Genomic DNA, 22,797 nt, shown 5'->3' with positions numbered 1-22,797 from the left:
ATCATGAAGCGCATATTTATGTTTATGCTGGGTGGATGTTTAAGTATTAACGTCTCCCTGGCAGAAGAGGTGCAAAGCCTGCCCACGCATGCGACAGCCGCCTATCCTTCATCTTCCGCAGAACCATCCTTAAGCCAGCCAGCAGAAATCAAACCTGCCCCTCGACAGCTGTCACCGACCCAGCAATGGCTGGAACTGCAACGTTCGGGAAAATCTGCCTCAGCCCAGGCGCAGCCATATTCCGGCGAGGTGATGAATAAAGTACATAGCCGCTACCTCAAAAGCTTTGAAAAGCCGATACCGGAATTCTTCGAGCATGAGATGCAGACCGCTCGCTAAATATCGCTACCAGCGCGGGGCCATCGGCCTCGTCGGCGGACTGTTATTGCTGATGGCATTATTACTGACTGCGTTGGTGGTCGACAGTGGCCGCCTGTGGATGCAACAGAAAAAATTGCAATCCGTGGCGGATATGGCCGCCATCCATGCAGCGCGCCATCTAGGCTGTGATGCCAGCCAGCAAAGTGTCGCTCAAATGGCACAACAAGCCGCGTTAAATAACGGCTTTGATGGCCAGTTATCTGCAACCCCAAACCAGGTGCTGCTTGGCAAGCTGAATACAGTGCAAGGCATACGCCAGTTTAGTGCCGACGGCAGCCGTGGTGCGGTGTATGTCAAGGCCACTAAAGTAGTTCCTAGCAGCATGGTAGCCGGTGGTCTGTTTGGTGGCACGGTTTCGTTACATGCTGAGGCAGTCTCGGCCTCTGATCCATCCCTGGCAACCTTTGGCGTTGGCAGTTTCACCACCAATCTCAGCAGCCAGCAATCGGTATTACTGAATGGCCTGTTAGGTGGCATGCTGGGCGCCCCCCTGTCGCTGGATGCACTTACCTATCGCGGTATTGCAGCCACCACCGTGACTTTGCAAGATATCCTCGCCGTTTCCGGGCAAAGCGGCACGGTGGAGGGCTTGCTGAATACCAATATGCAAATTGGTGATTTACTCGACCTGGTTGCCAGCGCCGCTGCCCGCAACAGCCTTGCAGATATACAGGCAATTTCGGCGATGCAGAACATTGCCAATATGACCATTAAACCCGCTACGCTTAAACTGGGTGACGTGCTGGACGTCACAACGCCCGACGCCAATGCTGCGGCCACCGTTGCATTGAATGCCTTGTCAGTCATTACCACCGCGGCCATGGTTGCCAATGGCGTCAATGCCATCACCCTGCCCCTTGGTATCAACATACCCTCTATTACCAGCATCAATGCCCAGGTAACGGTTACCGAAGCACCTAAACTGGCCATCGGCCCTGCGGCAGAAGGTGGCGGCATATGTACTTCAGCACGTACGGCGCAGATCCGGACGCGGGTCGCAGTGCTGGTCAATATTCCGTTGCTGGCACGCATAGACCTCGCACTGGGTATGGAGGTGGCCCAAGGCTCTGCCAGCCTGCGCAGTATCAGGCACAATGAGGGTGATACAGAAGTAGAGATTGAAGCCACACCAGGCATTGCAGCGCTGACACTGAGGAACAGCGCTGGCACCGGACCAGCAAGGATTTCAACATTATCAGGTCTTCTTGCTCTTGCTGACATCGGTTTGAACATCCCGCTACAACCGCCTAATGCGCAAACAGTGGTATTCACTGTAGCGCATCCAACCAAAAGTCACCTGCCCTTAATGCAAAGTATGGCCAGCCCCTTGGGCAGCAGCCTACAAAATGCCCTGGGCCGATCAAATGCATTGACGATTACCGTGTTGAGCGTGTTAAACCTCGGGCTGATCAATAATGTGATTTCTTCGATTGTTAGTCCGCTGCTGGCAGAAATCGGCAGGGTGTTGCTGGACCCGCTATTGAGTTTATTGGGTATTAGCCTGGGCGGCATGGATATTACATTGAGTGATGTGCAGTATCGCCAGGCAAAACCGCTGGTGATGTAGCGGGAATTCAAACAGCCTGCTCGACTTAGAAGGCGCTAAGCAGCAACAAACAGATAAGCTATAAAAGCAAAAAGGCACCCCGGAGGAGATGCCTTTTTTTAACACTGGATCAATATGCAAATTGTCGAATGTGGGCAGGGATTGTTTCACTCCGTTAAAATAAGCGACTTATCCTAACGGTCCTAGTAGTAAAGCAAACCCTGGGCACCATAATGCAGGGAAACATTTTGCATGCCTATAGGAGTTTTTCCCGACCTGCACTACAAGCTTAAAAACAGTGCCGAAGTCCATACCCTGGATTGATCACGCTGTCTGGCGGTGATGAATAAAGCATGCTCCCTGCCGGATTCGAGTTCTAGCGCCGGTAAGTCAATCTGCCCGGAAACATCGCGTGGTAACTCTTTATCAGTAATACGTTCTATAGCCACTTTCAATTCGGCGCCCGGTAATTGTTTTTCGAGTTGCTGTGTTGCCAACAAGCTGTCGCCATCCAGTTCGAGCTTCACTTCCGGCGCATGCACATAAGGTTGTGGCTCTAATGGATCACCTACTTTAATGTAGCTATCAATACGCGATTTCAACATAATTTTGCAGCCAGCCAGGTTGGAAAGCTCAATCTCTATGCTGTCACTGTCGCCATTGGTATCGGTACGGAAACCAATAGTGTAAGCATCATTACGCCAGCAAACCTGTTCGGGATGATCAAGGCCAAACGCACTGAAATCGGTAATCGTTGCGCCAGTTACCTGAACCTCTCCCGTCCAGTAGGCACCGCGGTAACGATCCTTGATTCTTGCCCCACCCAGTCTTATGCGGATGCGGTTGCTGGCCAATCCCAACTCCTCATGTAGGTTGCGTGCCCAGATGCGCTGGTCACCAGCGTATAGACTAACTTCTTCCCAACCCTGATCTCCCAGCACCTGGTATTCCAGCGGAACGGATAGCTCAGGCACATATGCGTCACCCATCAGGTGTTCTCCTTGCCGCAAGCTGGCAAAACTGCGCTCGCCGGTCGTGGCAAAGGTATGGCGGGCACGAAGTGCCTTGGCTACCCCTTCGCGATCAAACTGCGTGGCTAACACACCTGTTAAGCCGCCACGGGAACCAAATACTGCAGTGGCCGGTACGCCACCGCCGCAACGCCCCTGATGCTCATCACTATTGGCAGCAGCACCTACGCGGTAACCGCGTTGCAAGGCTTCGGCGTAGACCCAGTGAAACTGGCCCCAAGCCGAGCTGACTTCTATCAGTCTTTCCAGTTCGGGGTGATGCCAGTCCAGGTTGCAACGGCGACCTCCTACATGCGGCATCATCAAATGCCCTTCCGGATCATGCGCATAGGCGGCATACAAATCGTCGACCGGCCACGCGCCCGGCGTCAGCGTGCCATGCGTAAACTCATTCCATTCGAACGAGCGTACCAATCGGCCGTGCTCGTCGAAAGGAAACAGCGGTTTGCTGTCACGCAAAAAGACAATATTGCGGTCGCCACCAGCGCAGGAATTACCGCACCATTCAGTGCCAGGGTAGCAAACAAACCGGCCTGGCTCATTCAGGCTGTGAATCAGGGCAACCGCCTTGTCCCAGCGTTGCTCGGTAATATTAAAATCATTGGCGGTATAACCCAGGATATCCAGACCGGCTACGTCACGGCCATAACTGAGGTTGTACAAGGTATCATTCGTGCCTACGGTATCATCCGAATGCACATGCAGGTCGGCGTAAAGCGGCCGCAACGCATTCACTTCTGTTGAAACATTCACATAGGCTTGCGCGTTGGTGACCCGGGCATCTTCAACCTTGGCCTGTATTTTCCATTCGCCTGGATGACCTAACCTCATGCCACCCAAACGCACAATGGCCCAGCCTTGTTCCGCCAGGGTAAACGGAAAATCATGGTGCTCACCGTTAGCGCCAGACAACAACAAACTACCAGCTAAAGGAAGATTGCGGCAGGTATTGCCCCAGGCATCGTCTGCCCGCACAATCATATCGAAAGACTCCTCGCAATTCACCAACCGTGGCGTAATGATCTGCAGCGCTGAAGGTTCGCCGGGAATAATATTCAATAACACATCGCCAGGTACTTCAGCAAATTTTGAACTGCCTAGCGGGTCGATAAACAGCCTGAACTGGAAGTCTTTTTCAACGAAACTTTGTACCCGTGTCCCAGGACCACCATGACGGCGGTCACCCAGGCGAATGATGATACGGTCGCCCGGATTCAGATAGCCATCCACGACATCGACAATCACGGTTTTCTGGAAAGGACGCTCATGCCCCTTCTGGTCAAACCTGACCTTGAGGCTTTGTACGGTAGCAGGACTTTGCCCAGGCACCAATTCACCCGCCTGATATTCAGCAGAGATGTAGTTTGCAGCGGCTGGATCACTGGTCTGGAACAATGCCCAGTCAGAATAAAATTTAAATGCCAACTTTAACCAGGCACCATCGGCCAGACCGGAGCCGCCGACTTCGTAAGTCAGTACTAACTCTGCCCACTCGCCTGCTACCAACTCTTGCCGGTTAGCGGTGAGGCTGCCAAGAAAGGGCCTGGCCTTATTGCGCTCATATAGCCCTTGAGGCGCAATATATTGACCAGCTTCATTTTTTGGATCGAAATTTTTCATGGTTTACTCTTACTGAACACGCCAGGTTTGGTAGTGTTTTTCTAAACGTTTGAATGCTAGGTTTTCCATCAGCCAGGCAATCAGGCCTATGGTCGCGATCCCTAACAGCACCTGGTTGCTATTGCCAATCTGGCCACCCATAGAAACCATCCAGCCTATGCCTTTGGAAGCACCTATCATTTCAGCGGCCACTAATGCCCGCCACGCCTGGCTAAAGCCGATGCGTAATGCAGCCGTGACGAAAGGCAATGAAGCGGGGATATATACATGCAGAATAATTTGCCAGGTATCAGCGCCCAGGGTACGCGCAGCACGCACTTCACCACCGCGTATGCTTTGTATGCCTTCCTGGATCGTAATTGCCATCGGAAACACGGCCGCAATAAAGATCACCATCACTATCGACCAATACCCTAATCCAAAAATGATCATGGTCAGTGGTGCCCACGCCACCGGCGGAATAGCCATAAACAGGCTGTTCAATGGCGAGATGAAGTCGCGAAAATTGTTGGATAAGCCCGCCAGGGAGCCGAGCAATATCGCGATTACCGTTGCCAGGGCAAAGCCGCCAATTTCCTCAAGCAGGCTGGCTCGCAAATGCACCCACAAGCTGCCGTCTTTAAGCCATCGCACAGCCTCCTGCGCGACATCCCACGGCTGTGGCAATATATAAGCAGGATACTGGCTGGCAATCGCGCTCCAGACGATGAGCAGGAAAGGGAGCGATAACCAGCCCCAATGGAATTTTGCAGAAAATCTCATTGTTATTTACTTAAAGACTGCTCGGCTCTTTGCAAGAAAGAGGTATCTACCACCTGCTCGACTTTCAGCGGTTTATTGATAAAGCCTAATGACAGTGAGTAATCCATCAGGCGCTGGATGAATTGCAGGTCTTTGGTATCGAGTCGTGCAGACCAGTCCATGCGCTTGCGTGCTTCCTGCACGATCTCCTCCGGCTTGATGGTTTTGCCGTTGGCACCTTGCGTAGTTTCCAGCTTGAATGCCTCCGCAATAATCTGGTTCGATTCATCAGGATTTGATTGCAGGAATGCAATCGCCTTCAGATGCGCGCGCAGCAACTTGGTCACTTCTTCCGGACGGCTCTTGAGCGTTTTCGGCAATGCAATCACCACGTACCAGGGGTATTGCGGCAACTCTTTATTCACATCCAGCACCAGCTTGCTTGAACCACGCAACAACGATTGGCTGACAAACGGCTCCCATGAGAATGCCGCATCCACCTCATTGTGCTCAAGCGCCGCATTCATATTGCCTGCCGGCATATTGATAATCGACAGGTCCTGGTCAGGGTCCAGTTTGGCTTTTTCTTTCAGCACATAACCACGCAGCAACACATCCATACCACTGCCTTTCGCTACCCCGGCCAGTTTTTTTCCGCGTAAATCACTGACCGTAGTCACCGGGCTTTTCTGATTGGCGATCACTGCTGCCTGGCCATAATTGACTTGCGCCAGAATCTTGCTCTCCAGGCCTCGAGAGAACCAGTGATACACCGGTGGCGAACCGACATAAGCGACATCCAGATCACCTGCTGCGACAGCCTGTTGCAACAATGGGCCATCGTTGAAAGATTTGAGATCTACATTCAGGCCCTCCGCTGCATAGAATCCCTTTTTATCGGCAATCACCGCCGGTGCATTGGCCATGGCATACACCCAGCCAATCCTCAGCGGCTTTTCTTCGGCAAATACGCTAGTCGCCAGGCAAATGAGGGCGACAGAAAAAATGGCAGTGATAGATTTTTTAATCATTTTTATTTCCTGATCATGAATGAATGTTTGAAGCAGTGACATCTGTATGAATGACGTCAGATATGGTGCTCATTAAGCGAGTGCGGTAATCCAGAAACGCCGTCAGTTTGCGGGTATCAATATTCGCTCGCGGACGGGTAAGATCGATAGCCAATTCGCTGTGGATGCCTTGCGGCGCAATGCCCAGCACAACCACCCGATCAGACATAAAAATGGCTTCATCAATATCGTGCGTGATAAACAGCACTGTTTGGCCGAGTTCAGACCACAGTCGTAGCGTCTCTTCATTGAGATTGTTGCGGGTGATTGCATCCAGCGCCGCAAAGGGTTCATCCATCAATAGCAATGCCGGCTCAAGCGCCAGCGCACGCGCGAGCGACACCCGCTGCTGCATCCCTCCAGACAACTGATAAGGCAGTTTGTCTGCGGCATTATCCAGTCCCACCAGCGAAAGATAGTGCCTGGCTTTATCCAGTTGCTCTTTAACACCTAGCTGTTTTTGCATGCGTAGACCAAAGCGCACATTTTCTAATGCACTAAGCCAGGGGAATAGTTGCGGCGATTGAAACACATAACCAAGTTCAGGCATTTCAGGATGCACAGGCTGGTGATTGATATGGATAGTGCCCGATGATGGTTTCTGGAAACCTGACAGCAGGTTTAAAAGTGTAGTCTTGCCGCAACCTGAAGGACCCAAAAGTGAAACGAACTCACCGGGTTGCACATGCAACGAAAACCCATCAAAAACCGTATGCCCATTCGCATAAGAAAAGTTGATATCATCCACCGATAAAGATGCAGCTGGCCTGCGCGGGGCATTTGAATTAGTACTCGCTGGTGAACGTTGAATGACCATGACTTATTAGCAGTGTAAAATTTGTCAAAATAATACAAGTTAATACAAGTTGGCACAAAGAATAAAAAAATATATTCTTATAACTTATTTGTATATTTAATCTGCCATGCAAACGCATACAATCTGTCAGTTACTCATCTCCTGATTCATACAAGATAAGCGCAATTGAAATCCACACCTTCACCTTTAATACGGGAAAACCCCACTGCTTTATATTTGCAGATTTCATCCCTGCTACGCGAAGAGATCAGCAGCGGTTTGTATGAACCGTCAGGCAAGTTACCATCCGAGGCGGAATTGCAGGCACGTTTTAACGTCAGCCGGATAACCGTCAGACTGGCGTTGGATCAGCTGGTGGAAGAGAAGATTGTCGAGCGCAAGCAAGGTAAAGGCACTTATGTATTCAACAAGCAATTGCGCTATGGCCTGGATACTTTACGCAGCTTTCATGAGACGCTGGTGATACAGGGACTCAAACCGGAAATGCGCCTGCTTTCCCATCGCGTCATTGATATTCCCGAAAATTTGAAAAGCATATTCAGTGCGGAGACTACTCAAAGCCTGTTCATCGAACGATTGCACGTGGTTGATAATCAACCTATTGCAATCGGCAAAAGCCATCTGCTTGCAGAAGTTGCAGCAGTGAGTTTGGATACTATTGAAAGTCAGCCAAGCTACAAGGTGATAGAAACCGTGACAGGACTGAAAGTGGAGAGAGCAGAGTTATCGATTACCGCACAATTGGCTGATGTAAAACATGCCAAAGCTCTGGAAATCAGCCCTGGCATGCCATTATTGATTATGAAGAGGCTTTCATATCTATCAAACAACACGTGTTGTGACCATTCAATATTCTATATCCGCCCTGAACATTACGAATTTGTGTTGAGCAGCCACTTCAAAGTCAGCTAAATCAACAAACGAGCGCCGCAACTGTCACTACTTTTATTAATCGTGCTTGCCTAGCCCGGATTTTTAGGGGGGATTAATGAATCGTCCAGAATCTTTCCAGGTTCAATCTCTGGTTCAACCACAGGTGCAATTTCCGGCTCCACGCCTGGGACGACTTCGGGATCAACACCAGGAATTTTCCCTGGTTCAATCTCCGGTGTGTTCGCGGGGTTTACATCGTCTGTTTCATCAGGATGGATATCCGTTTGATGATCTGGTTGATTCACTTGCTCTCCAACACCCTCAATCTTGCCATTCGGGTCAGTAGCCATTACCTTCTCCTTTTTACAGAATTACGCTCATATATAATTTTTTGCACATCTATCTTATTAAGCCATGCAGAAAGTTTTCATCAGAAAATAGCTGATAAGGCTGTAAGAATCGCGTGTCAGAAGTGATGATGTTCTACATTCACTATCCGAAAAGGAGCCTAGGCTCCTTTTTCTAATGACTGATTACATGCATGACTACATCGGCTTGCTAGACCAGTCTTTCATGGCTTCATCACCTGGGCGGTCAACCACTACTTTTCCGTTTTCAACGCCGGTGACCCAACTGGTTGGAATATAGTGATGCTGACCCTGCCCGTCTTTTTTCAGCTTGATGGTATTGCTGCCTTCCATATGATCCACAGTGGCGAATTGGCCACCCTGTGAACAGACCACTGGCATTTCGGGAATAATCTGACTGGTATTCATATCTTATCTCCAAGGATGAACCGGTATTCCGGTTTAAATATCAGATTAAGATTAATTCTAGCCTTGCGTTATAAGTTATGTCTGAAACTAACGTAGGAAAGAGACTATAAAACTCTCCAATATGGCTTGCAAACGGGCTTGGAGTCACCGGCCCATAAACGACAAAAAATGGGGAGATGGAACTAAGGAAAGACTTCAGGTTCTAGCCATTGTGTACTTTTTACAAATCTATGATGTTTTAAAACCAGTGTCTCAATAATCAAAACTTTAAATAACGGACGGAGTGTTTATGACTAAAAATAACTACTTGCTTGGTATATTGGCTGGGCTGATGGTGCTTAATTTAACCGCGTGTGATAAACCCACAGAAAAAATTCAGGAGAGAACCTCTGATAACAAAATTGTGGAAGAGAAAGCGCCTTTTGAAACCACTGCAAACGAGATCGCAAAAGCGTATGCGGATAATGTGGTCACTGCCGATAATAAATTCAAAGACATCACTTTTAACGTCACTGGCACAGTCGCTGAGGTCAGCAAGAATTTGATTAAAGAGCCTTATGTGCGTTTAAAAGGTGGTGTGAATACGGATAAAGAACCGCAATTTGTATTGCAGCAAAGTGAGAAAGATAAAGCCGCAGAATTGAAAGTCGGGCAAAACATCAAGCTTGAATGTATCGGGCAAGGCGATCTTGCTGAAATCCCGATGGCAGGTGAGTGTAAATTCCTAGATTAATCCAAGGCCCGTAAAACGGGCCTTTTTAGTTAGATAAAGCTCACTAACTTATTTCTCGGTAAATTTTTCATCTTCCAGCATTTCACCGGGCTCTATATCAGGCTGGTTATTTGCATCAATGCCCTGCACTTTTGCGGGCTGGATCTTTGTCTTAATCGCTGGATGGTCTTCGGGGTCCACACCCGGAATATTGCCGGGTTGTTTTTCCAGATCCGTAGGCGGGCTTCCTGAATTTCCATCATTGTTTCTGTTGACGTTGATATCTTTGTATTTATCTTTCGGGTTATCAGTACCCTCGACAGGACGGTTTAAATCAGTAGTCATTGCATCTCCAATTCAAGCATTTCGAACATTAGCCTGATTTTGTTAAGTGTCTAGAAATACTAGTAGCGAAGGGATTTTGAGATTATCAGAACACTACTGATTCTGCTGTAAGAGGTTTCTTAAAGCCGGATTAAGTAAGCATTTAAAACTAATTGCTATTAAACTTCCAGTCAGCATCACAACCAACTAACACTGTTCAAACTCCATGATCTCAACTCAATACGTCAGAAATATCAGCCTTAAACGGGAGGGAATTGAGTCCTTTGAAGCTTACCCGTTTTCTCTTCCGGCCGTTCGGTCTTTAAGTACATTAGAACTTCATCCTAAGATCACATTCCTGGTGGGGGAAAATGGCTCGGGGAAATCAACTTTACTCGAAGCGATTGCAGTTTCTTTAGGATTCAATGCGGAAGGCGGGACCAAGAATTTTCGTTTCGGGACACGTGCATCACACTCGCAGTTAAATGAATTTATCCGTGTCACCAAGGGAACACGGCAACCAAAGGATGGATTCTTTTTACGCGCCGAGAGCTTCTTCAATGTTGCCACCGAGATAGAAAACCTGGACGCAGCTCCTGCATACGGGCCACCGATTATCAATTCTTACGGCGGCCATTCGCTGCATGAGCAATCACACGGTGAGTCATTTCTTGCTTTGATGATGAACCGTTTTGGCGGTAAAGGGCTTTATATTCTGGATGAGCCAGAAGCCGCGCTATCTCCGCAACGACAGTTAGCGGTACTCACGCGCATGCATGACCTGATCAATGATGATTCGCAATTTATCATCGCTACCCACTCGCCAATTCTGATGGCATACCCCGATGCCTGGATATATACCTGCTCTCCATCCGGACTCACCCGCACTGAATACCGGGACACAGAGCATTATCAAATTACACATGATTTCATCATGCATCCAGAGCGGATGTTAAAGGTACTTTTGAACATTTAATCACTACGCCACCTGCCTCTAACTATCTGGATATTTACTTGCATCAAAAAAAGACCCAAAGTGCTCACGAGTCTCAATTTAGGTTTTTGCGTTAGTAATCCTTCGGCCAGTGGATTTAGCGCTGACTCCACCGGCATTTTTCAAGGTGCATGAGTCACTTCTACCACCTCGAGACGCCTGGATTCGCCATTCGGAAATGGCCATTCAATCTCATGACCCACTTTTAAACCAATTAAAGCAGTGCCTACTGGTGAAAATACAGAAATTTTTCCAGACTTGAAATCTGCCTCTTCCGGGAAACACAGCTCAACCTCCCTTTGCAAGCCATTACTTTTATCCAGGTAAATCACCCGTGAATGCATTCTCACGACATTATCAGGCATTTGATCCGCTGACACGACCACAGCTCTGCCTAACTCATCTCGTAACAATGCATCATTTTTAAACAGGGATAATCGTGCATAGTCCTGCTCCGACAATATTAAGTTTTCAGATTCCATATTTCCTGGTCCTCTAATGAATGCTAATCAACCGTTCACGCAAGCTCACAGGATAATCCAGGTGGATATAAAAAATTAGCCTGTTTAATTGCACATGACTGTTTCTTTTATAGCTACAATTATTTCGTAGGAAAAAATAGTTTGGTAGAAATTTAGAAAGGCTACAGATTGAATGAACAATACCGGGAAAGAAAATAAACTAAGCATTTTGTTATCTTCCAGTCCAGGCGGGACAATCACTCTTTATCCCAATAAGGTTCTGCGCCAAATCGCTCAGACAAATAGTCAATAAAAACTCGCGTTTTCAACGGTAAGTTTCGTTTGGGCAAATGCAATGCGTAGACATGCTGCTCAATCGGAATATATTCTGACAATACCGATCTTAGCCGCTTGGCCTGGAGGTCTTTACCAATAATAAACGTTGGTAATAACGCCATGCCAAAGCCTCCCAATACCACTTGTGATAAAGCCTCATCATCATTGATACGCAACCTGCCGGATACATTTACTGTCACAGCACCTTCCGGCCCATTGAAACGCCACTGCCCTTTATCTCCCGAGTGTATGTAATCCAGACAATTGTGATTGACTAGCTCTTGCGGGGCGATCGGCACTCCGTGGCGCTCGAAGTAGCCTGGCGTTGCACATAGATTTCGCCGGATTGGCGCTAATCTTCTCGCTACCAGGCTCAGCGGTAAATCTCTGGTCACCGTAATCACCACATCATAGCCTTCTTCAATCAAGTCCACTGATCGATCCGTAATGGTCATGTCGATTTCCAGTTGCGGATATCGATGCATAAACTCGGCAATCGCGGGGGCTATATGCAAGGTGCCAAACGCCACAGAGGCTGCCACTTTAAGCATGCCTCGAGGTTGCGCATTCAGGCTTTCAATCATTTGATGCGCTTCTTCAGCTTCCAGATGGATGCGCGTGCAATAGTCATAAAAACTGGCACCAATTTCGGTCAGGCTAAGGTGCCGGGTACTCCGGTTAAGCAGGCTGGCCCCTAATGCATGCTCCAGCTTGGCTACAGCTTTGCTGACTGAAGATTTGGTCATTCCCATCTTGCGCGAAGCGGCTGAGAAGCTTTGCTCGTTCACCACATTGGCAAAAATAATCATCAGATTCAAATCATACATCCATTGATTGTATCCCATTAGGAAACAGTGCTATGCGATTTGATGGACTTATTTTCTTTACAGAAATGGTTAACATAAGCCTTAGATCAATTATTCAAATAAAGCTTAACTAGGGGATTTGACCATGTATAAAATTTTTTCTGATACCAGATTGTTTATTGTTTCTTATCTTTTGCTGGTTTTGCCAACTTACCTGGCTGATGCTGGCCTTGTCCAAAACGGCTTGTCATTAAACACATTCAATATGACTTCATTACTGTATGTATTGTGTATGGTGGGGATCTGGGGGCTATGTCTGGTCAGGGGTGCCATGATCGGCAAAAATTGGCTGGTGTTCATCCCGACAGTTGCGTTTATATTTGATTTGACACCAGCACTGGCCGTGATTTCAGCTGTGCCTTATATCTATCACGCACTGGCAATCTTTTTAGGTGCAGTTTCGCCTAGTGTCACTACCAACGTGGATACCTATGTTTGATACCTATGGTGCAAGGTAAATGACATACTGCAAAAAATATCCAGCTGGAGCGGCATGCGTTTAGTGACAAAATAGTAAACCCTCCCTGCTCACTCCATTTTCATTCTAGTCTATCTAAAAAAACGCCTGCTTGATGCTGGCGTTTTTAACATTATTTCAGGCAAATTACTCATCCCACCACCGAAAGATGGTACAAGTATGACTGTGAATTACTTTGCCAATGGCGAGGGAAGCCTTTCCATCGATGTGACTTTTGATTCAGGAAAGATATTGCATTTCAATGAAGGATATATTGAAAATGGATATGCATTAGATCTGATCATTAAAAAGAATGAAATCTCAAAAACCACCATTTTTATTAATCTGAGCTAATACTTCATGGATGACCGTTTAAATTTACTCATCGCAGAACTTGGTATTTCGACAGAAGCATTAATTGCCAGAGGTATGCAACAGTTTGTTGAAACTGACCAGCTGGTGCTTGCCGAAATTGAAACCAGCGGTAGAGAACATTACCTGACTCCCGAAGCCGCAGATGCCTGGAAGAGGATGAAAGCGGCAGCGCTCGGTGAAGGTATTTCGATATATATCGTTTCTGCTTTCCGAAGCATAGACCGGCAAATCGAAATCATCCGCGGTAAATTAGTCAACGGCCAACCGATTAATAAAATCCTCGAGATCAACGCGCCTCCCGGATTCAGCGAGCATCATACCGGCAGAGCCATTGATGTGGCTACTTACGGCGGCCCGATTTTAGAAGTGGAATTTGAACAGACCACAGCCTTTTACTGGCTGCAAAGCCGCGCCAATGACTTTGGTTTTTACTTGTCGTATCCAGCAGGAAATGCATTAGGTTATCAGTACGAGCCTTGGCATTGGTGCTACCAGCCTGCAAATGCTATTGAATTGAGTTAGTTAAAAGCTGGTACCTTATTCAGCTTTGAATATAGCTTTAGTAGCCGCGCTTAGTTGTCTGGAGCAGCTAATTTCAAGGTGAACACTACTTCGCCACTCTCATCATCATAGCTGTAGATAATTTCACCATTGTGAGCCTTCATGATTTCATTCGAAATATACAGTCCCAAGCCCATGCCGGTTTTGTTACGATCATTTTGCTTGGATAAGCGTTTGAAAGGATCAAACAATATCCTGGTTAATTCCGGATCTATCGCGGCACCTTTGTTTCGTATAGCAAGTGTGATCACGCCTGTGTTATTTTGCAGGATGACCTTGATGGGCGTGCCGATCTCACCATGATGCCGGGCATTGCTGATTAAATTGGCAATCACCTGGCTAATCCGGTCAGGATCGACTACCGTGACTATTTCGCAAAGCTCAGAAATAATTTCAGAGCTCGGATAACCAACCCGGTTTTCTTCAATGATCTCGTTCAACAAAGAGGTCAGGTCTGTTTCAACCGGGCTGACTTTTAACCCCATGCCTCCGTGCAGTTTTGCCATATCCATCACATCAGTAATCAAGCGGCTCATTCTCCCTGTGGAGCTTTTGATGCGGGCCCGCATTTTTGAAGAGCCTTCCTCGCGTTCCAGGAATTGATTCGCCATACTGATAGAGTTTAGTGGATCCCTCAAATCGTGCCCCAGGATCGCCATTAACTGCGTGCGTAAACGGTTATTCTCGGCACTTTTAGTGTTGGTGACCTTCATCAAATCCAGCTGCAAGTCTTTAGCGACGGATATTTCTGTCTGTGTCCACGCTTCACACTGTCCTTTTACGGTTTCTTTCCACTCATCAAATGAGCCCCGGGGCGTTAACCTGATCCCCAAGGGTCCCACCTTATACTCTTTTTCAGGGAAACCAGACCAGCTGATGGTGTGGACTTTTTCCAGTCGCAGATAAATGATCCAGCTTTGGTTACTTCTATCGATCGAGAAGCCTAAGGCACCTGTGAGACCATTACCTACAGTGGTAAAAAAAGGAGGTGCTTCCTGGACAGAGCTAAACTGAAAGTAATCTTCTGGTAGAACATCTAACCAGTGAATCAGCTCATTGGCCAATTCAGGGCTGACTTCGAACGTATTCACGCGGCCATTAAAAGTGATCAATACGGCATCGGCCTGAATGATTTTTTTAAACGAAGCAGCGCTATCGAGCAAGTCTTTAACGTAATCTTCTGAATTGACCAGTTTCAGGGAAAGCTGTGCGCGCTCAACCGAAGCTAATACACTCTGATCGGCCGCCGCCTTGGTTTCCAGCTGGTTAACCGTACTGCCAAGTATCTGGCAAAGTACATCGCCAGCCATGCGCAATGAGTAAGGCACCTGTTTTTTGGACATGTGATGGCATGCAATCAGCCCCCACAGCCTGCCATTCACGACGATTGAAATACTCATGGATGCACCGACACCCATATTCTGTAAATACTCAATGTGGATAGGTGACACACTGCGCAGTATGCAGTGACTCATGTCTAACAGCGGCTGATTGCCCAAGCTGAGAATGGGTATGGGTGTGCTGGCCACATCCGAGATCAGGCGCAGCGTATTTTCAATATATAAACGTCTCGCCTGGGGAGGGATATCGCTGGCCGGATAATGGCGATTCACAAGAGGTTCAAGATCATCACGTTTTGATTCCGCGACAATGTGTCCACTATCATCCTGATGGAAAATGTAGGACATGACCCTGTCAAACCCGGTGAGAAGCCTGACTTCATTTGCTGCTGCCTGCATGACTGAAGCAATCGATTTTTGCTGGCGGATAACGTTAAGTGCCTTCTGCACTTTCACCGAAAAAGAAATGGTGTCGTCATCAGCCAGGCTTCTGATTTCAAACTCGGCAATCACGATATCGGCATATGTATGCATTACCAGATCATAAACTCTATGGTCTATCGCATTCAGCTCATGGGTGATCAGTATCGCCTGGCCATTTCTCGCATCTTCCAGATATTGCAGAATATACTCAGCTGCGCCCGGTAACGTTTCAAGATGCAGATTATTTAGCGAACTTGACGGAATGCTTCCCAGAAAGCCGGCCGCATTTTCGCTGAAATAAAGCAAGTCGCCACTAAGCGCAAAACCCAATAAAGCGCCGTTCGGCTGGATAGCACCAGGCGTATGGATGGGTTCTTGATCGCAATTATCCAGCGTTAATTGAGTCATTGTTCTTGAGACATCTCATGCAATTTGATATAGCGCTGGAAAGCCCATACTGAGCCTTGCTGAGCGCTCGCCAAGTCGTCTTCAGTCCAGTCATGCGCCTCGAGCTTTTCAATAAATTCTTTCCAGCGGTGCTTGCCATTGTTTTTTGAATCCTGCATAAATTCAATAGGCGCAGCAGGAAACATTTTTGCAGCTTTGTTATAAAGCATCGCGGAACCCAAAGCGGAACCTTTAACAACGTATTCGATCCCCATACAGTAGGCAGCATTCAGCTTGATAGAACTTTCGTTGCTAGGCGCCGGAGAAGTTACTTTGACATTCAGTGCCTGTAAATCACGTTCAAGCAGCTTGAGTAACGCCGTATTGATCTCGCTAAACTCACTCGATGAAAAACTGCTGCGATCAACAAACGCGGCAATTTCAGAAAGCCAGTTTTTGAAACCAAGCAAGTGCTGAGAATAATCTTCAATGGATGGGTATGCAGAGGCTAATGGCAGGCTATTATCTAATTTTGCATGTAATTCTGCTGTGGCTTTCCGTAGCAGGGGTAGCACTGTATCTGAGGCCGTTGTTATCATAGCTATCATGTAATCATAGGATGCTTTACTATTGCAATAATTATTACCACATAGCAAAAAATTGCATTAAATTTGAAACAAGATTGTTACACATTTGGTGCCTTGATGCGCCTATAAATTAGCAAGAAATAAAAACTTTAAACAAGCAGCCACTGGCAAAAAAGGCACATCAATGTTGGTTAGTCATTATCAAACACCACTCGTCATCGCCTCTATCCTTGTTGCCATTTTCGCTTCTTACTTCGCCATCAGTCTGGCCGGGACCATCACAAAATCAGATGCCAAAGCTGCGCGCTGGTGGATAGCCGGTGGTGCATTAGCGATAGGTATCGGTATTTGGTCAATGCATTTCATTGGCATGCTGGCATTTCGCCTGCCTATCGCGCTAGGGTATGACTTCAGCATTACTGTCTTATCACTGGCACTTCCAATCGGCGTATCTGCTTTGGCCTTGTGGCAAGCCAGCCGGCCGGAGCTACCCGTTAAAAGCCTGGTTGTCAGCGCGCTTTTGATGGGGGCTGGCATTACTGCCATGCATTACACCGGCATGGCGGCCATGCGGATGCAACCCGGCATTGTTTATGACCCTTTATTGTTTGTTACATCAGCCTTAATCGCGGTGACCGCTTCTGGCGCAGCCATGTGGATTGCATTCCGATTACGGCAAGGTACTAAAAATATTATGCTCACGCGATTTTGTGCAGCTGTGGTGATGGGCTCGGCCATTGTGGGGATGCACTACACTGGAATGGCCGCAGCAGAGTTTCCGCTGGGAAGTATCTGTATGGCGGCAACGGATGGCTTCAGCCAGGATAGTTTGGCACTCATCGTCATCATCGCCACCTTTGGCATCTTCACGATTGCGATGACAGCATCATTGTTCAATGCCAGGCTTGAATCACGATCCCAGATTTTGGCGCTGGTGCAATCAACTTCAGATGAGCGCCAGGATTTGTTGCAGCGTGAGCAAACAGCGCGTCATCTAGCGGATAATCTAGGCCTTCAAAATGAACAGTTGCTGAAGAGCTCAGAAGAGCGCAAACGTCTTTACGAGACTATCCTCAATACCATCCCAGATTTTGTTTATATTTTTGAATTTGGCGAGGTGCATCATCATTTTGCCTATGCCAATGAAGAGCTCTTGAAACTGTTTGGCCGTACCTATGAAGATACCGTCGGCAAGACCTTCCTGGAGCTTGGCTATGAACCCTGGCATGCTGAAATGCATGATAAGGAAATCGATACTGTACGCAGTACTAAAAAGCCATTGCGTGGTGAAGTCTTTTTTGATGGCGCCTTTGGCCGGCGCATGTATGACTACATTTTTGTGCCGGTATTTGATGAGCAAGGCGAGGTCAAGTGTGTGGCAGGTACGACCCGTGATGTAACTGACCGCTACAATGTGAGGGAAGCACTTAAAGAGAACGAAATCGTGTTAAGGCAGAGCGAGAAGACCCTGCGCGAAGCAGATATGCGCAAGGATGATTTTCTTGCCATGCTGGCGCATGAGTTGAGAAATCCTTTGGCACCAATTAGCGCCGCTGCCCACATCATGTCTTTAAGCAACTTTGATGAAGCAAGAGTCAGGAATTCCACCGAGATCATTCAACGCCAGGTAAAACATATGGTAGGGCTGGTCGATGATTTACTAGACGTATCCAGAGTGAACAGAGGCCTGGTCATCATTGAAAATTCACCTCAAGACATGCTGGCTGTGATTTCGGATTCAGTTGAACAAGTGAAGCCTTTAATCGACTCAAAACAGCAAACGCTTTCCCTTCAGATCGAATCAAGACCCGTCAGTGTGTTAGGCGATTTCAAACGCTTAGTCCAGGTGGTATCCAACCTGCTCAATAACGCTGCGAAATATACACCCGCGCAAGGCAATATCAGTTTGAGCCTGGAAACCGCCGACGACCAAGTCACTATCACGATCACAGATGATGGTATTGGTATTATCCCCGAAGACCAGAAACTGATTTTTGACTTGTTTGCCCAGGCAAAACGTAGCTCCGATCGATCACAAGGCGGATTAGGGCTAGGCTTGGCATTGGTTAAAACCCTGGTTCAGCTTCACGATGGCACGGTCAGCTGCCACAGTGAAGGTTTGGGATCAGGTAGCCAATTCACTATCAGGCTTCCTTTGTACGCAAAAGAAAGTGCTGCAGCTTAAAGCAATTAAAGGACTCAAAAGGCGGTTTCTGGTTTATTAACATTCACTTGGGAAGCTAGCGTGAGTACACAAAAAACAATAAGCCGTCGCAATACTCTTTCTCTGGATGCCCTAAATTTTTTCCTGGCGGATGTCCGCGATGGATTAGGCCCTTACCTGGCCATCTATTTACTGGCAGTACACCACTGGGAACCAGCCAGCATTGGCTTTGTAATGACGCTTGCCGGTGTGACGGCGCTAGTCACGCAAATACCCGCTGGCGCCCTGCTTGATAAAACACATCGCAAACGTGCAGTCATCGTCATTGCCGCCTTACTGGTGACTATCAGCAGCGTCATTCTTCCGTTCATAAGCGCATTCAGTTTGGTGGCGCTCACACAAGCCATTAGCGCACTCTCTGCATCGGTATTCGCACCGGCCATCGCTGCTATCTCGCTAGGCATCACTGGACCACGTGCATTCACAAAAAGAACCGGCCGCAATGAAACCTTTAACCACGCAGGCAATGCCGTTGCCGCCCTGCTGGCAGGTGTCTTCGCATATTTCTTTGGTCCAGTCGTCGTCTTTTATTTAATGGGCGCCATGGCGATCGGTAGTGTAATCTCTGTCTGTTTTATCTCTGCAGAAGCAATCGATCACAACCTGGCGAGAGGTTCAATTCCCGGTCCGTCATCAGATACAGAACATGCTTCAGGGTTGCGAGTGTGCTCACTAACAAATCGCTAATCACTTTCGCCGTTTGTTGTGCATTGTTTCACCTTTCTAATGCGGCCATGCTGCCGCTTGTCAGCCAGAAGCTGGCCCAGATTAACTTACAGATGGCGACGCCATTAACATCCGCCTGTATCGTTGCCGCACAGCTGGTGATGGTGCCTATGGCGATGCTGGTGGGTGCCAAGGCGGATACATGGGGTCGCAAGCCTTTATTGCTTGCGGGCTTTCTGATACTCCCGCTACGTGGCGTGCTTTACATCTTGTCTGACGACCCGTACTGGTTAGTGGGGGTGCAGTTGCTGGATGGCATAGGCGCCGGCATCTTTGGTGCACTGTTCCCTATCATTGTGAAAGACCTCACACAGGGGACTGGAAGATTTAATGTCAGCCTGGGTGCACTCTCCACTGTATTTGGATTGGGCGCGGCGCTCAGCCCCGGCGTGGCGGGTCTAGTACTACAGGAGGCAGGCTATAACGCAGCCTTCCTCACGCTTGCGGCAATTGCCACGGCGGCATTTGCTTTGCTATTGCTGGCCATGCCCGAGACCAAGGATTTTTTTGAAGAAGATGCGATCGCAGATGACAATAACTTTAGGTCAAATTAATATCTGTAACTAAACGATTTCTACATTGTGCATTTTCGATATTCAAAAATAAAGCTCACATCGTCATATAAAAATCTCTGATTAACTCCCTTGCTTTACCCAAGAAAAATTTATAGAATAAATAGACAGACCTGTCTGAACATTTAATGCATAATTTCATATACGTGCTGTTATCAGGTTTGAACCAGCCGCTTTTGGTGATGGGTTTTATAACTAAAGATATCAAGGGGAAATAACATGAATGAAGATAAACATGCCGGTAATGTGATTTTATTAAGAACAGCCTGTATTACATTACTCACCGGATTGGTGCTTGCATGGTGCCTGGTCATGACCAGAGGCATGAAAATTCCTTACATGCTGAATATATTCACCAGCACAGAAAACCTTCTCTCTGGCCACCTGGACTATTTAATGATGACCATGTTGTTATTAGGTTTTTACGCATCAAAGATCAGGTTGCCCAAGTTTGTTATTTGGCCTATGGCACTAGGTTCAATAGGTAATCCAACGGCGTTTTTAATATTGGCCATAGACCCAAAAATTCATTCACTGCCATATATTCTGTTCCTCTACACAACACTCTCTTTAACTACTTTTGGGTTTGGGATGGCTGCAATTAAAGTCCTTAGATACTCCCTGAAATAAACTATCCTACAGTAGGGCATTAGAAGCGGGGGCTTAACGGATGGGCATTGATATTAAAAACTCGAATACACAATATGGTCTGATAGCCAGGATTTTGCATTGGACGAGTGTGGCGATGCTATTAGCTATCATAGTAATCGCTAGTCAATTTTCGGATTTAGCTCCCGGCCCTGAAAAACTGGAGCTCACCTCCAGTCACTCATCTTTAGGCATTTTGTTGCTCTTTTTGATGATCACCAGATTGACATGGCGAAATCTGAATCCTAACCCTATTCATTCGTACAGCATCAAACCGTGGCAAAAGCTGGTGGCGATTTCCCTGCACAGATCAATCTACATCATCATCATTACACAATGTCTTTTAGGGCTATTGATGTTGCTAACCAGCGGCGAAACATTTCACTTTTTTGATGTATTTACATTACCTCCCCTGCTTGAGCAAACAGTTCCTCTTCACGAAACGGCTTTAGGTTTTCACTATTTAATTTCGGTGATGATTTATCCCTTGTTTGCTATCCACATTACTGCAGCTATCTACCATCAAATTTTTGGACTGGTAGAAGAGAGTTAATCACCAGACAGAAATATCCAAGGCTCTCCAGGTAAGTAGTCTCCTACGCATAAATAAGAGTGTGTCGGATATGTTTGAAAATGGGTTCGTTATTAAATAACTATACGTTCTAAATTTAAATATTTAGCCCCCATATTCAATTGTTTAAAGGATCTAAAATGAAAAAATTATTATTTTTACTAGCTTTGTCAGCCATTGCCCGCAAAGTAATGGCTAAAGTTAAAAACGAGCCATCTGCTTCTCCTGATCTGAGAGGATAAGAGTCTATGTAAACTGAAATATTCAGCCTAAAATAAAAAAAGAGACTTGTTTAAAGTCTCTTTTTTTGCCTTTTATTACCCTTTGAAAAACAACACTTAAACGGCATCAGCAAACCAGTCCCAAGATCATTGGAACAGCTCACTGAAAATAAATTTTTGCCAAAAAGTAAAACATAAAAAAATGCCTCGCATTTCTGCAAGGCATTTTTATAATTGAGTATCAACAGAATTTCTTAATTGATCATCAATTTACAGAAATTCTACTTAACACCATAGCTGATATCTACACGACGATCAATTTTGTGGCAGTGCTCATCAGGGCAATCGCGGCTCGCGAATTCATTACCGTAACTTAATGTCTCCAGTTGCGCATTCTTTACCCCTTGAGCAGCAAATGCATTTTTCACAGCCACGGCCCTGCGCATCCCAAGATCTTTGTTGTACTCAGGCGTACCTCTTTCATCTGAATGACCTTGTAGTGAAATCTTGCTTTGTGGATGATTTAGCAGATACTTGGCATGTACTGCAATCAGGTTTTTATATTTGGGATTGAGGGTATCGCTGTTGTAATCAAAATATACCTGGCGGTTTGAAAGATAAGCACCATATATTTTGTATGCCCTGCCATCATCTTTCTCACCTACAGCATGCTCTGCAGCAGTTTCCTGTTTTGAGGTTGGATTAGCAGTATGCGATAAATCCGTTGGGGTGCTTTTACAAGCGGTTAAAACAAATGCAAGTGCAACGATTTTCCAAGTGTATGCTTTCATGATTTCTCCTGTTTTCTGCAAACTTATGAACTAGCGATGTTTTTACATAGCCGTTAGTTTGTTAATAACCAGCGTAGTGCTCACTAGGATAGAGGCTTTCTTCGTATCAACAGCATCAGACTAACCATTTATCAGATAAACATTTATCGGAAAACTTCTCTAAACTGTGTAGGAATTTGCCTGCTTGGTAAAAGTTTGATGAATGCCAAGAATAATCAATTACAAATACTTTCAGGAAGTCGGCTGTCAACCAGAACACGTAATGATAAAAACTGCCCGGATCATCACTTGATTGATGGACGTAAAAAAGCCCAGTGTTACTGGGCTTTTAATTAAGCAATGCATCACTGCTTATATGCTGGAAGA

The 22,797-nt window shown here is 46.8% G+C and carries 25 protein-coding genes; 13 read left to right on the top strand and 12 right to left on the bottom strand.

From position 1 onward, the window contains the following. The first annotated feature begins 3 nt into the window (after window positions 1-3). Together ASG24_RS07140 and ASG24_RS07135 are read left to right on the top strand one after the other, a co-directional pair. Window positions 4-339 carry a DUF3613 domain-containing protein gene (locus tag ASG24_RS07140; RefSeq protein WP_055869581.1) on the top strand — a complete coding sequence of 112 codons (336 nt, stop codon included), beginning with the start codon at window positions 4-6 and terminating at the stop codon, window positions 337-339. After that, window positions 317-1,948, top strand: coding sequence for a TadG family pilus assembly protein (locus tag ASG24_RS07135; protein WP_055869579.1), 1,632 nt, complete (start codon window positions 317-319; stop codon window positions 1,946-1,948). Before ASG24_RS07140 ends, ASG24_RS07135 begins: the two co-directional genes overlap by 23 nt. Before the next feature lie 260 nt (window positions 1,949-2,208). On the opposite strand, the gene ASG24_RS07130 is transcribed toward ASG24_RS07135, so the two are convergent. From ASG24_RS07130 to ASG24_RS07115, 4 genes are read right to left on the bottom strand one after another with little or no spacing between them, the layout of a single operon-like run. Beyond that, the gene (locus tag ASG24_RS07130; protein WP_055869577.1) at window positions 2,209-4,578 is read right to left on the bottom strand and encodes a hypothetical protein; all 2,370 of its coding nucleotides are present in this window, start codon (window positions 4,576-4,578) and stop codon (window positions 2,209-2,211) included. A 9-nt stretch (window positions 4,579-4,587) separates the two neighbouring features. Continuing rightward, entirely contained in the window at window positions 4,588-5,340 is a 753-nt protein-coding gene (locus tag ASG24_RS07125; RefSeq protein ID WP_055869574.1) for an ABC transporter permease, read from the bottom strand. Between the two features lie 2 nt (window positions 5,341-5,342). Beyond that, a complete protein-coding gene (locus tag ASG24_RS07120; RefSeq protein WP_055869570.1) occupies window positions 5,343-6,350 on the bottom strand; it encodes an ABC transporter substrate-binding protein in 1,008 nt (335 codons plus the stop codon). Between the two features lie 13 nt (window positions 6,351-6,363). Beyond that, entirely contained in the window at window positions 6,364-7,206 is an 843-nt protein-coding gene (locus ASG24_RS07115; RefSeq protein WP_055869568.1) for an ABC transporter ATP-binding protein, read from the bottom strand. Between the two features lie 165 nt (window positions 7,207-7,371). On the opposite strand from ASG24_RS07115, the gene ASG24_RS07110 reads away from it, so the two are divergent. Beyond that, the gene (locus ASG24_RS07110; RefSeq protein ID WP_055869565.1) at window positions 7,372-8,118 is read left to right on the top strand and encodes a GntR family transcriptional regulator; all 747 of its coding nucleotides are present in this window, start codon (window positions 7,372-7,374) and stop codon (window positions 8,116-8,118) included. A gap of 50 nt (window positions 8,119-8,168) precedes the next feature. Here ASG24_RS07110 and ASG24_RS07105 read toward each other — a convergent pair whose 3' ends face one another. Together ASG24_RS07105 and ASG24_RS07100 are read right to left on the bottom strand one after the other, a co-directional pair. Then, complete coding sequence (locus ASG24_RS07105) at window positions 8,169-8,429, bottom strand: hypothetical protein (protein ID WP_055869562.1); 261 nt, start codon at window positions 8,427-8,429, stop codon at window positions 8,169-8,171. Window positions 8,430-8,624: 195 nt separating this feature from the next. Beyond that, window positions 8,625-8,855, bottom strand: coding sequence for a DUF2171 domain-containing protein (locus ASG24_RS07100; RefSeq protein WP_055828448.1), 231 nt, complete (start codon window positions 8,853-8,855; stop codon window positions 8,625-8,627). 289 nt (window positions 8,856-9,144) lie between these two features. Between ASG24_RS07100 and ASG24_RS07095 the strand changes: the two genes are divergently transcribed. Further along, a complete protein-coding gene (locus ASG24_RS07095) occupies window positions 9,145-9,588 on the top strand; it encodes a hypothetical protein (RefSeq protein ID WP_055869558.1) in 444 nt (147 codons plus the stop codon). Window positions 9,589-9,636: 48 nt separating this feature from the next. Here the strand turns inward: ASG24_RS07095 and ASG24_RS07090 are convergent, their stop codons facing one another. After that, window positions 9,637-9,912 (bottom strand): hypothetical protein, encoded by a 276-nt coding sequence (locus ASG24_RS07090; RefSeq protein ID WP_055869555.1) that lies wholly within the window; start codon window positions 9,910-9,912, stop codon window positions 9,637-9,639. Between the two features lie 205 nt (window positions 9,913-10,117). Here ASG24_RS07090 and ASG24_RS07085 point away from each other — a divergent pair, with 205 nt between their 5' ends. Then, window positions 10,118-10,867 (top strand): AAA family ATPase, encoded by a 750-nt coding sequence (locus ASG24_RS07085; protein WP_055869553.1) that lies wholly within the window; start codon window positions 10,118-10,120, stop codon window positions 10,865-10,867. A 140-nt stretch (window positions 10,868-11,007) separates the two neighbouring features. Here ASG24_RS07085 and rnk read toward each other — a convergent pair whose 3' ends face one another. Together rnk and ASG24_RS07075 are read right to left on the bottom strand one after the other, a co-directional pair. Further along, complete coding sequence (rnk, locus tag ASG24_RS07080) at window positions 11,008-11,367, bottom strand: nucleoside diphosphate kinase regulator (protein ID WP_055828471.1); 360 nt, start codon at window positions 11,365-11,367, stop codon at window positions 11,008-11,010. A gap of 236 nt (window positions 11,368-11,603) precedes the next feature. Beyond that, window positions 11,604-12,509 carry a LysR family transcriptional regulator gene (locus tag ASG24_RS07075; RefSeq protein ID WP_055869550.1) on the bottom strand — a complete coding sequence of 302 codons (906 nt, stop codon included), beginning with the start codon at window positions 12,507-12,509 and terminating at the stop codon, window positions 11,604-11,606. Between the two features lie 124 nt (window positions 12,510-12,633). On the opposite strand from ASG24_RS07075, the gene ASG24_RS07070 reads away from it, so the two are divergent. The 3 genes from ASG24_RS07070 to ASG24_RS07065 all read left to right on the top strand — a co-directional run bounded on the left by ASG24_RS07070 (window position 12,634) and on the right by ASG24_RS07065 (window position 13,902). Continuing rightward, window positions 12,634-12,987 (top strand): hypothetical protein, encoded by a 354-nt coding sequence (locus tag ASG24_RS07070; RefSeq protein WP_055869547.1) that lies wholly within the window; start codon window positions 12,634-12,636, stop codon window positions 12,985-12,987. 198 nt (window positions 12,988-13,185) lie between these two features. After that, the gene (locus tag ASG24_RS14650) at window positions 13,186-13,359 is read left to right on the top strand and encodes a hypothetical protein (RefSeq protein WP_156376537.1); all 174 of its coding nucleotides are present in this window, start codon (window positions 13,186-13,188) and stop codon (window positions 13,357-13,359) included. A gap of 6 nt (window positions 13,360-13,365) precedes the next feature. Continuing rightward, window positions 13,366-13,902 carry a D-alanyl-D-alanine carboxypeptidase family protein gene (locus ASG24_RS07065; protein WP_055869544.1) on the top strand — a complete coding sequence of 179 codons (537 nt, stop codon included), beginning with the start codon at window positions 13,366-13,368 and terminating at the stop codon, window positions 13,900-13,902. 50 nt (window positions 13,903-13,952) lie between these two features. Here ASG24_RS07065 and ASG24_RS07060 read toward each other — a convergent pair whose 3' ends face one another. Then, window positions 13,953-16,112 carry an ATP-binding protein gene (locus ASG24_RS07060; RefSeq protein ID WP_055869541.1) on the bottom strand — a complete coding sequence of 720 codons (2,160 nt, stop codon included), beginning with the start codon at window positions 16,110-16,112 and terminating at the stop codon, window positions 13,953-13,955. Then, window positions 16,109-16,699 carry a biliverdin-producing heme oxygenase gene (locus tag ASG24_RS07055; protein ID WP_082488021.1) on the bottom strand — a complete coding sequence of 197 codons (591 nt, stop codon included), beginning with the start codon at window positions 16,697-16,699 and terminating at the stop codon, window positions 16,109-16,111. Before ASG24_RS07055 ends, ASG24_RS07060 begins: the two co-directional genes overlap by 4 nt. Window positions 16,700-16,862: 163 nt before the next feature. Here ASG24_RS07055 and ASG24_RS07050 point away from each other — a divergent pair, with 163 nt between their 5' ends. The 5 genes from ASG24_RS07050 (at window position 16,863) to ASG24_RS07035 (ending at window position 21,401) form a co-directional block, all read left to right on the top strand. Further along, window positions 16,863-18,863: an MHYT domain-containing protein gene (locus ASG24_RS07050; RefSeq protein ID WP_055869534.1), complete on the top strand. Its 2,001-nt coding sequence runs from the start codon at window positions 16,863-16,865 to the stop codon at window positions 18,861-18,863. Window positions 18,864-18,923: 60 nt separating this feature from the next. Then, complete coding sequence (locus ASG24_RS14755; RefSeq protein ID WP_200936987.1) at window positions 18,924-19,589, top strand: MFS transporter; 666 nt, start codon at window positions 18,924-18,926, stop codon at window positions 19,587-19,589. Next, window positions 19,568-20,182 (top strand): MFS transporter, encoded by a 615-nt coding sequence (locus ASG24_RS14750; protein ID WP_255352556.1) that lies wholly within the window; start codon window positions 19,568-19,570, stop codon window positions 20,180-20,182. Before ASG24_RS14755 ends, ASG24_RS14750 begins: the two co-directional genes overlap by 22 nt. 237 nt (window positions 20,183-20,419) lie before the next feature. Beyond that, entirely contained in the window at window positions 20,420-20,830 is a 411-nt protein-coding gene (locus ASG24_RS07040) for a hypothetical protein (protein ID WP_055828495.1), read from the top strand. 40 nt (window positions 20,831-20,870) lie between these two features. Beyond that, window positions 20,871-21,401 (top strand): cytochrome b, encoded by a 531-nt coding sequence (locus ASG24_RS07035; RefSeq protein ID WP_055869531.1) that lies wholly within the window; start codon window positions 20,871-20,873, stop codon window positions 21,399-21,401. Window positions 21,402-21,921: 520 nt separating this feature from the next. On the opposite strand, the gene ASG24_RS07030 is transcribed toward ASG24_RS07035, so the two are convergent. Continuing rightward, window positions 21,922-22,431 (bottom strand): OmpA family protein, encoded by a 510-nt coding sequence (locus ASG24_RS07030; protein WP_055869528.1) that lies wholly within the window; start codon window positions 22,429-22,431, stop codon window positions 21,922-21,924. Window positions 22,432-22,797: the final 366 nt, after the last annotated feature.

It is taken from the genome of Methylophilus sp. Leaf414 (assembly GCF_001425425.1).
Lineage (GTDB): Bacteria > Pseudomonadota > Gammaproteobacteria > Burkholderiales > Methylophilaceae > Methylophilus.
Note: the sequence above shows the minus strand (reverse complement) of the source record. Positions and strands in the feature narration are given on the sequence as shown.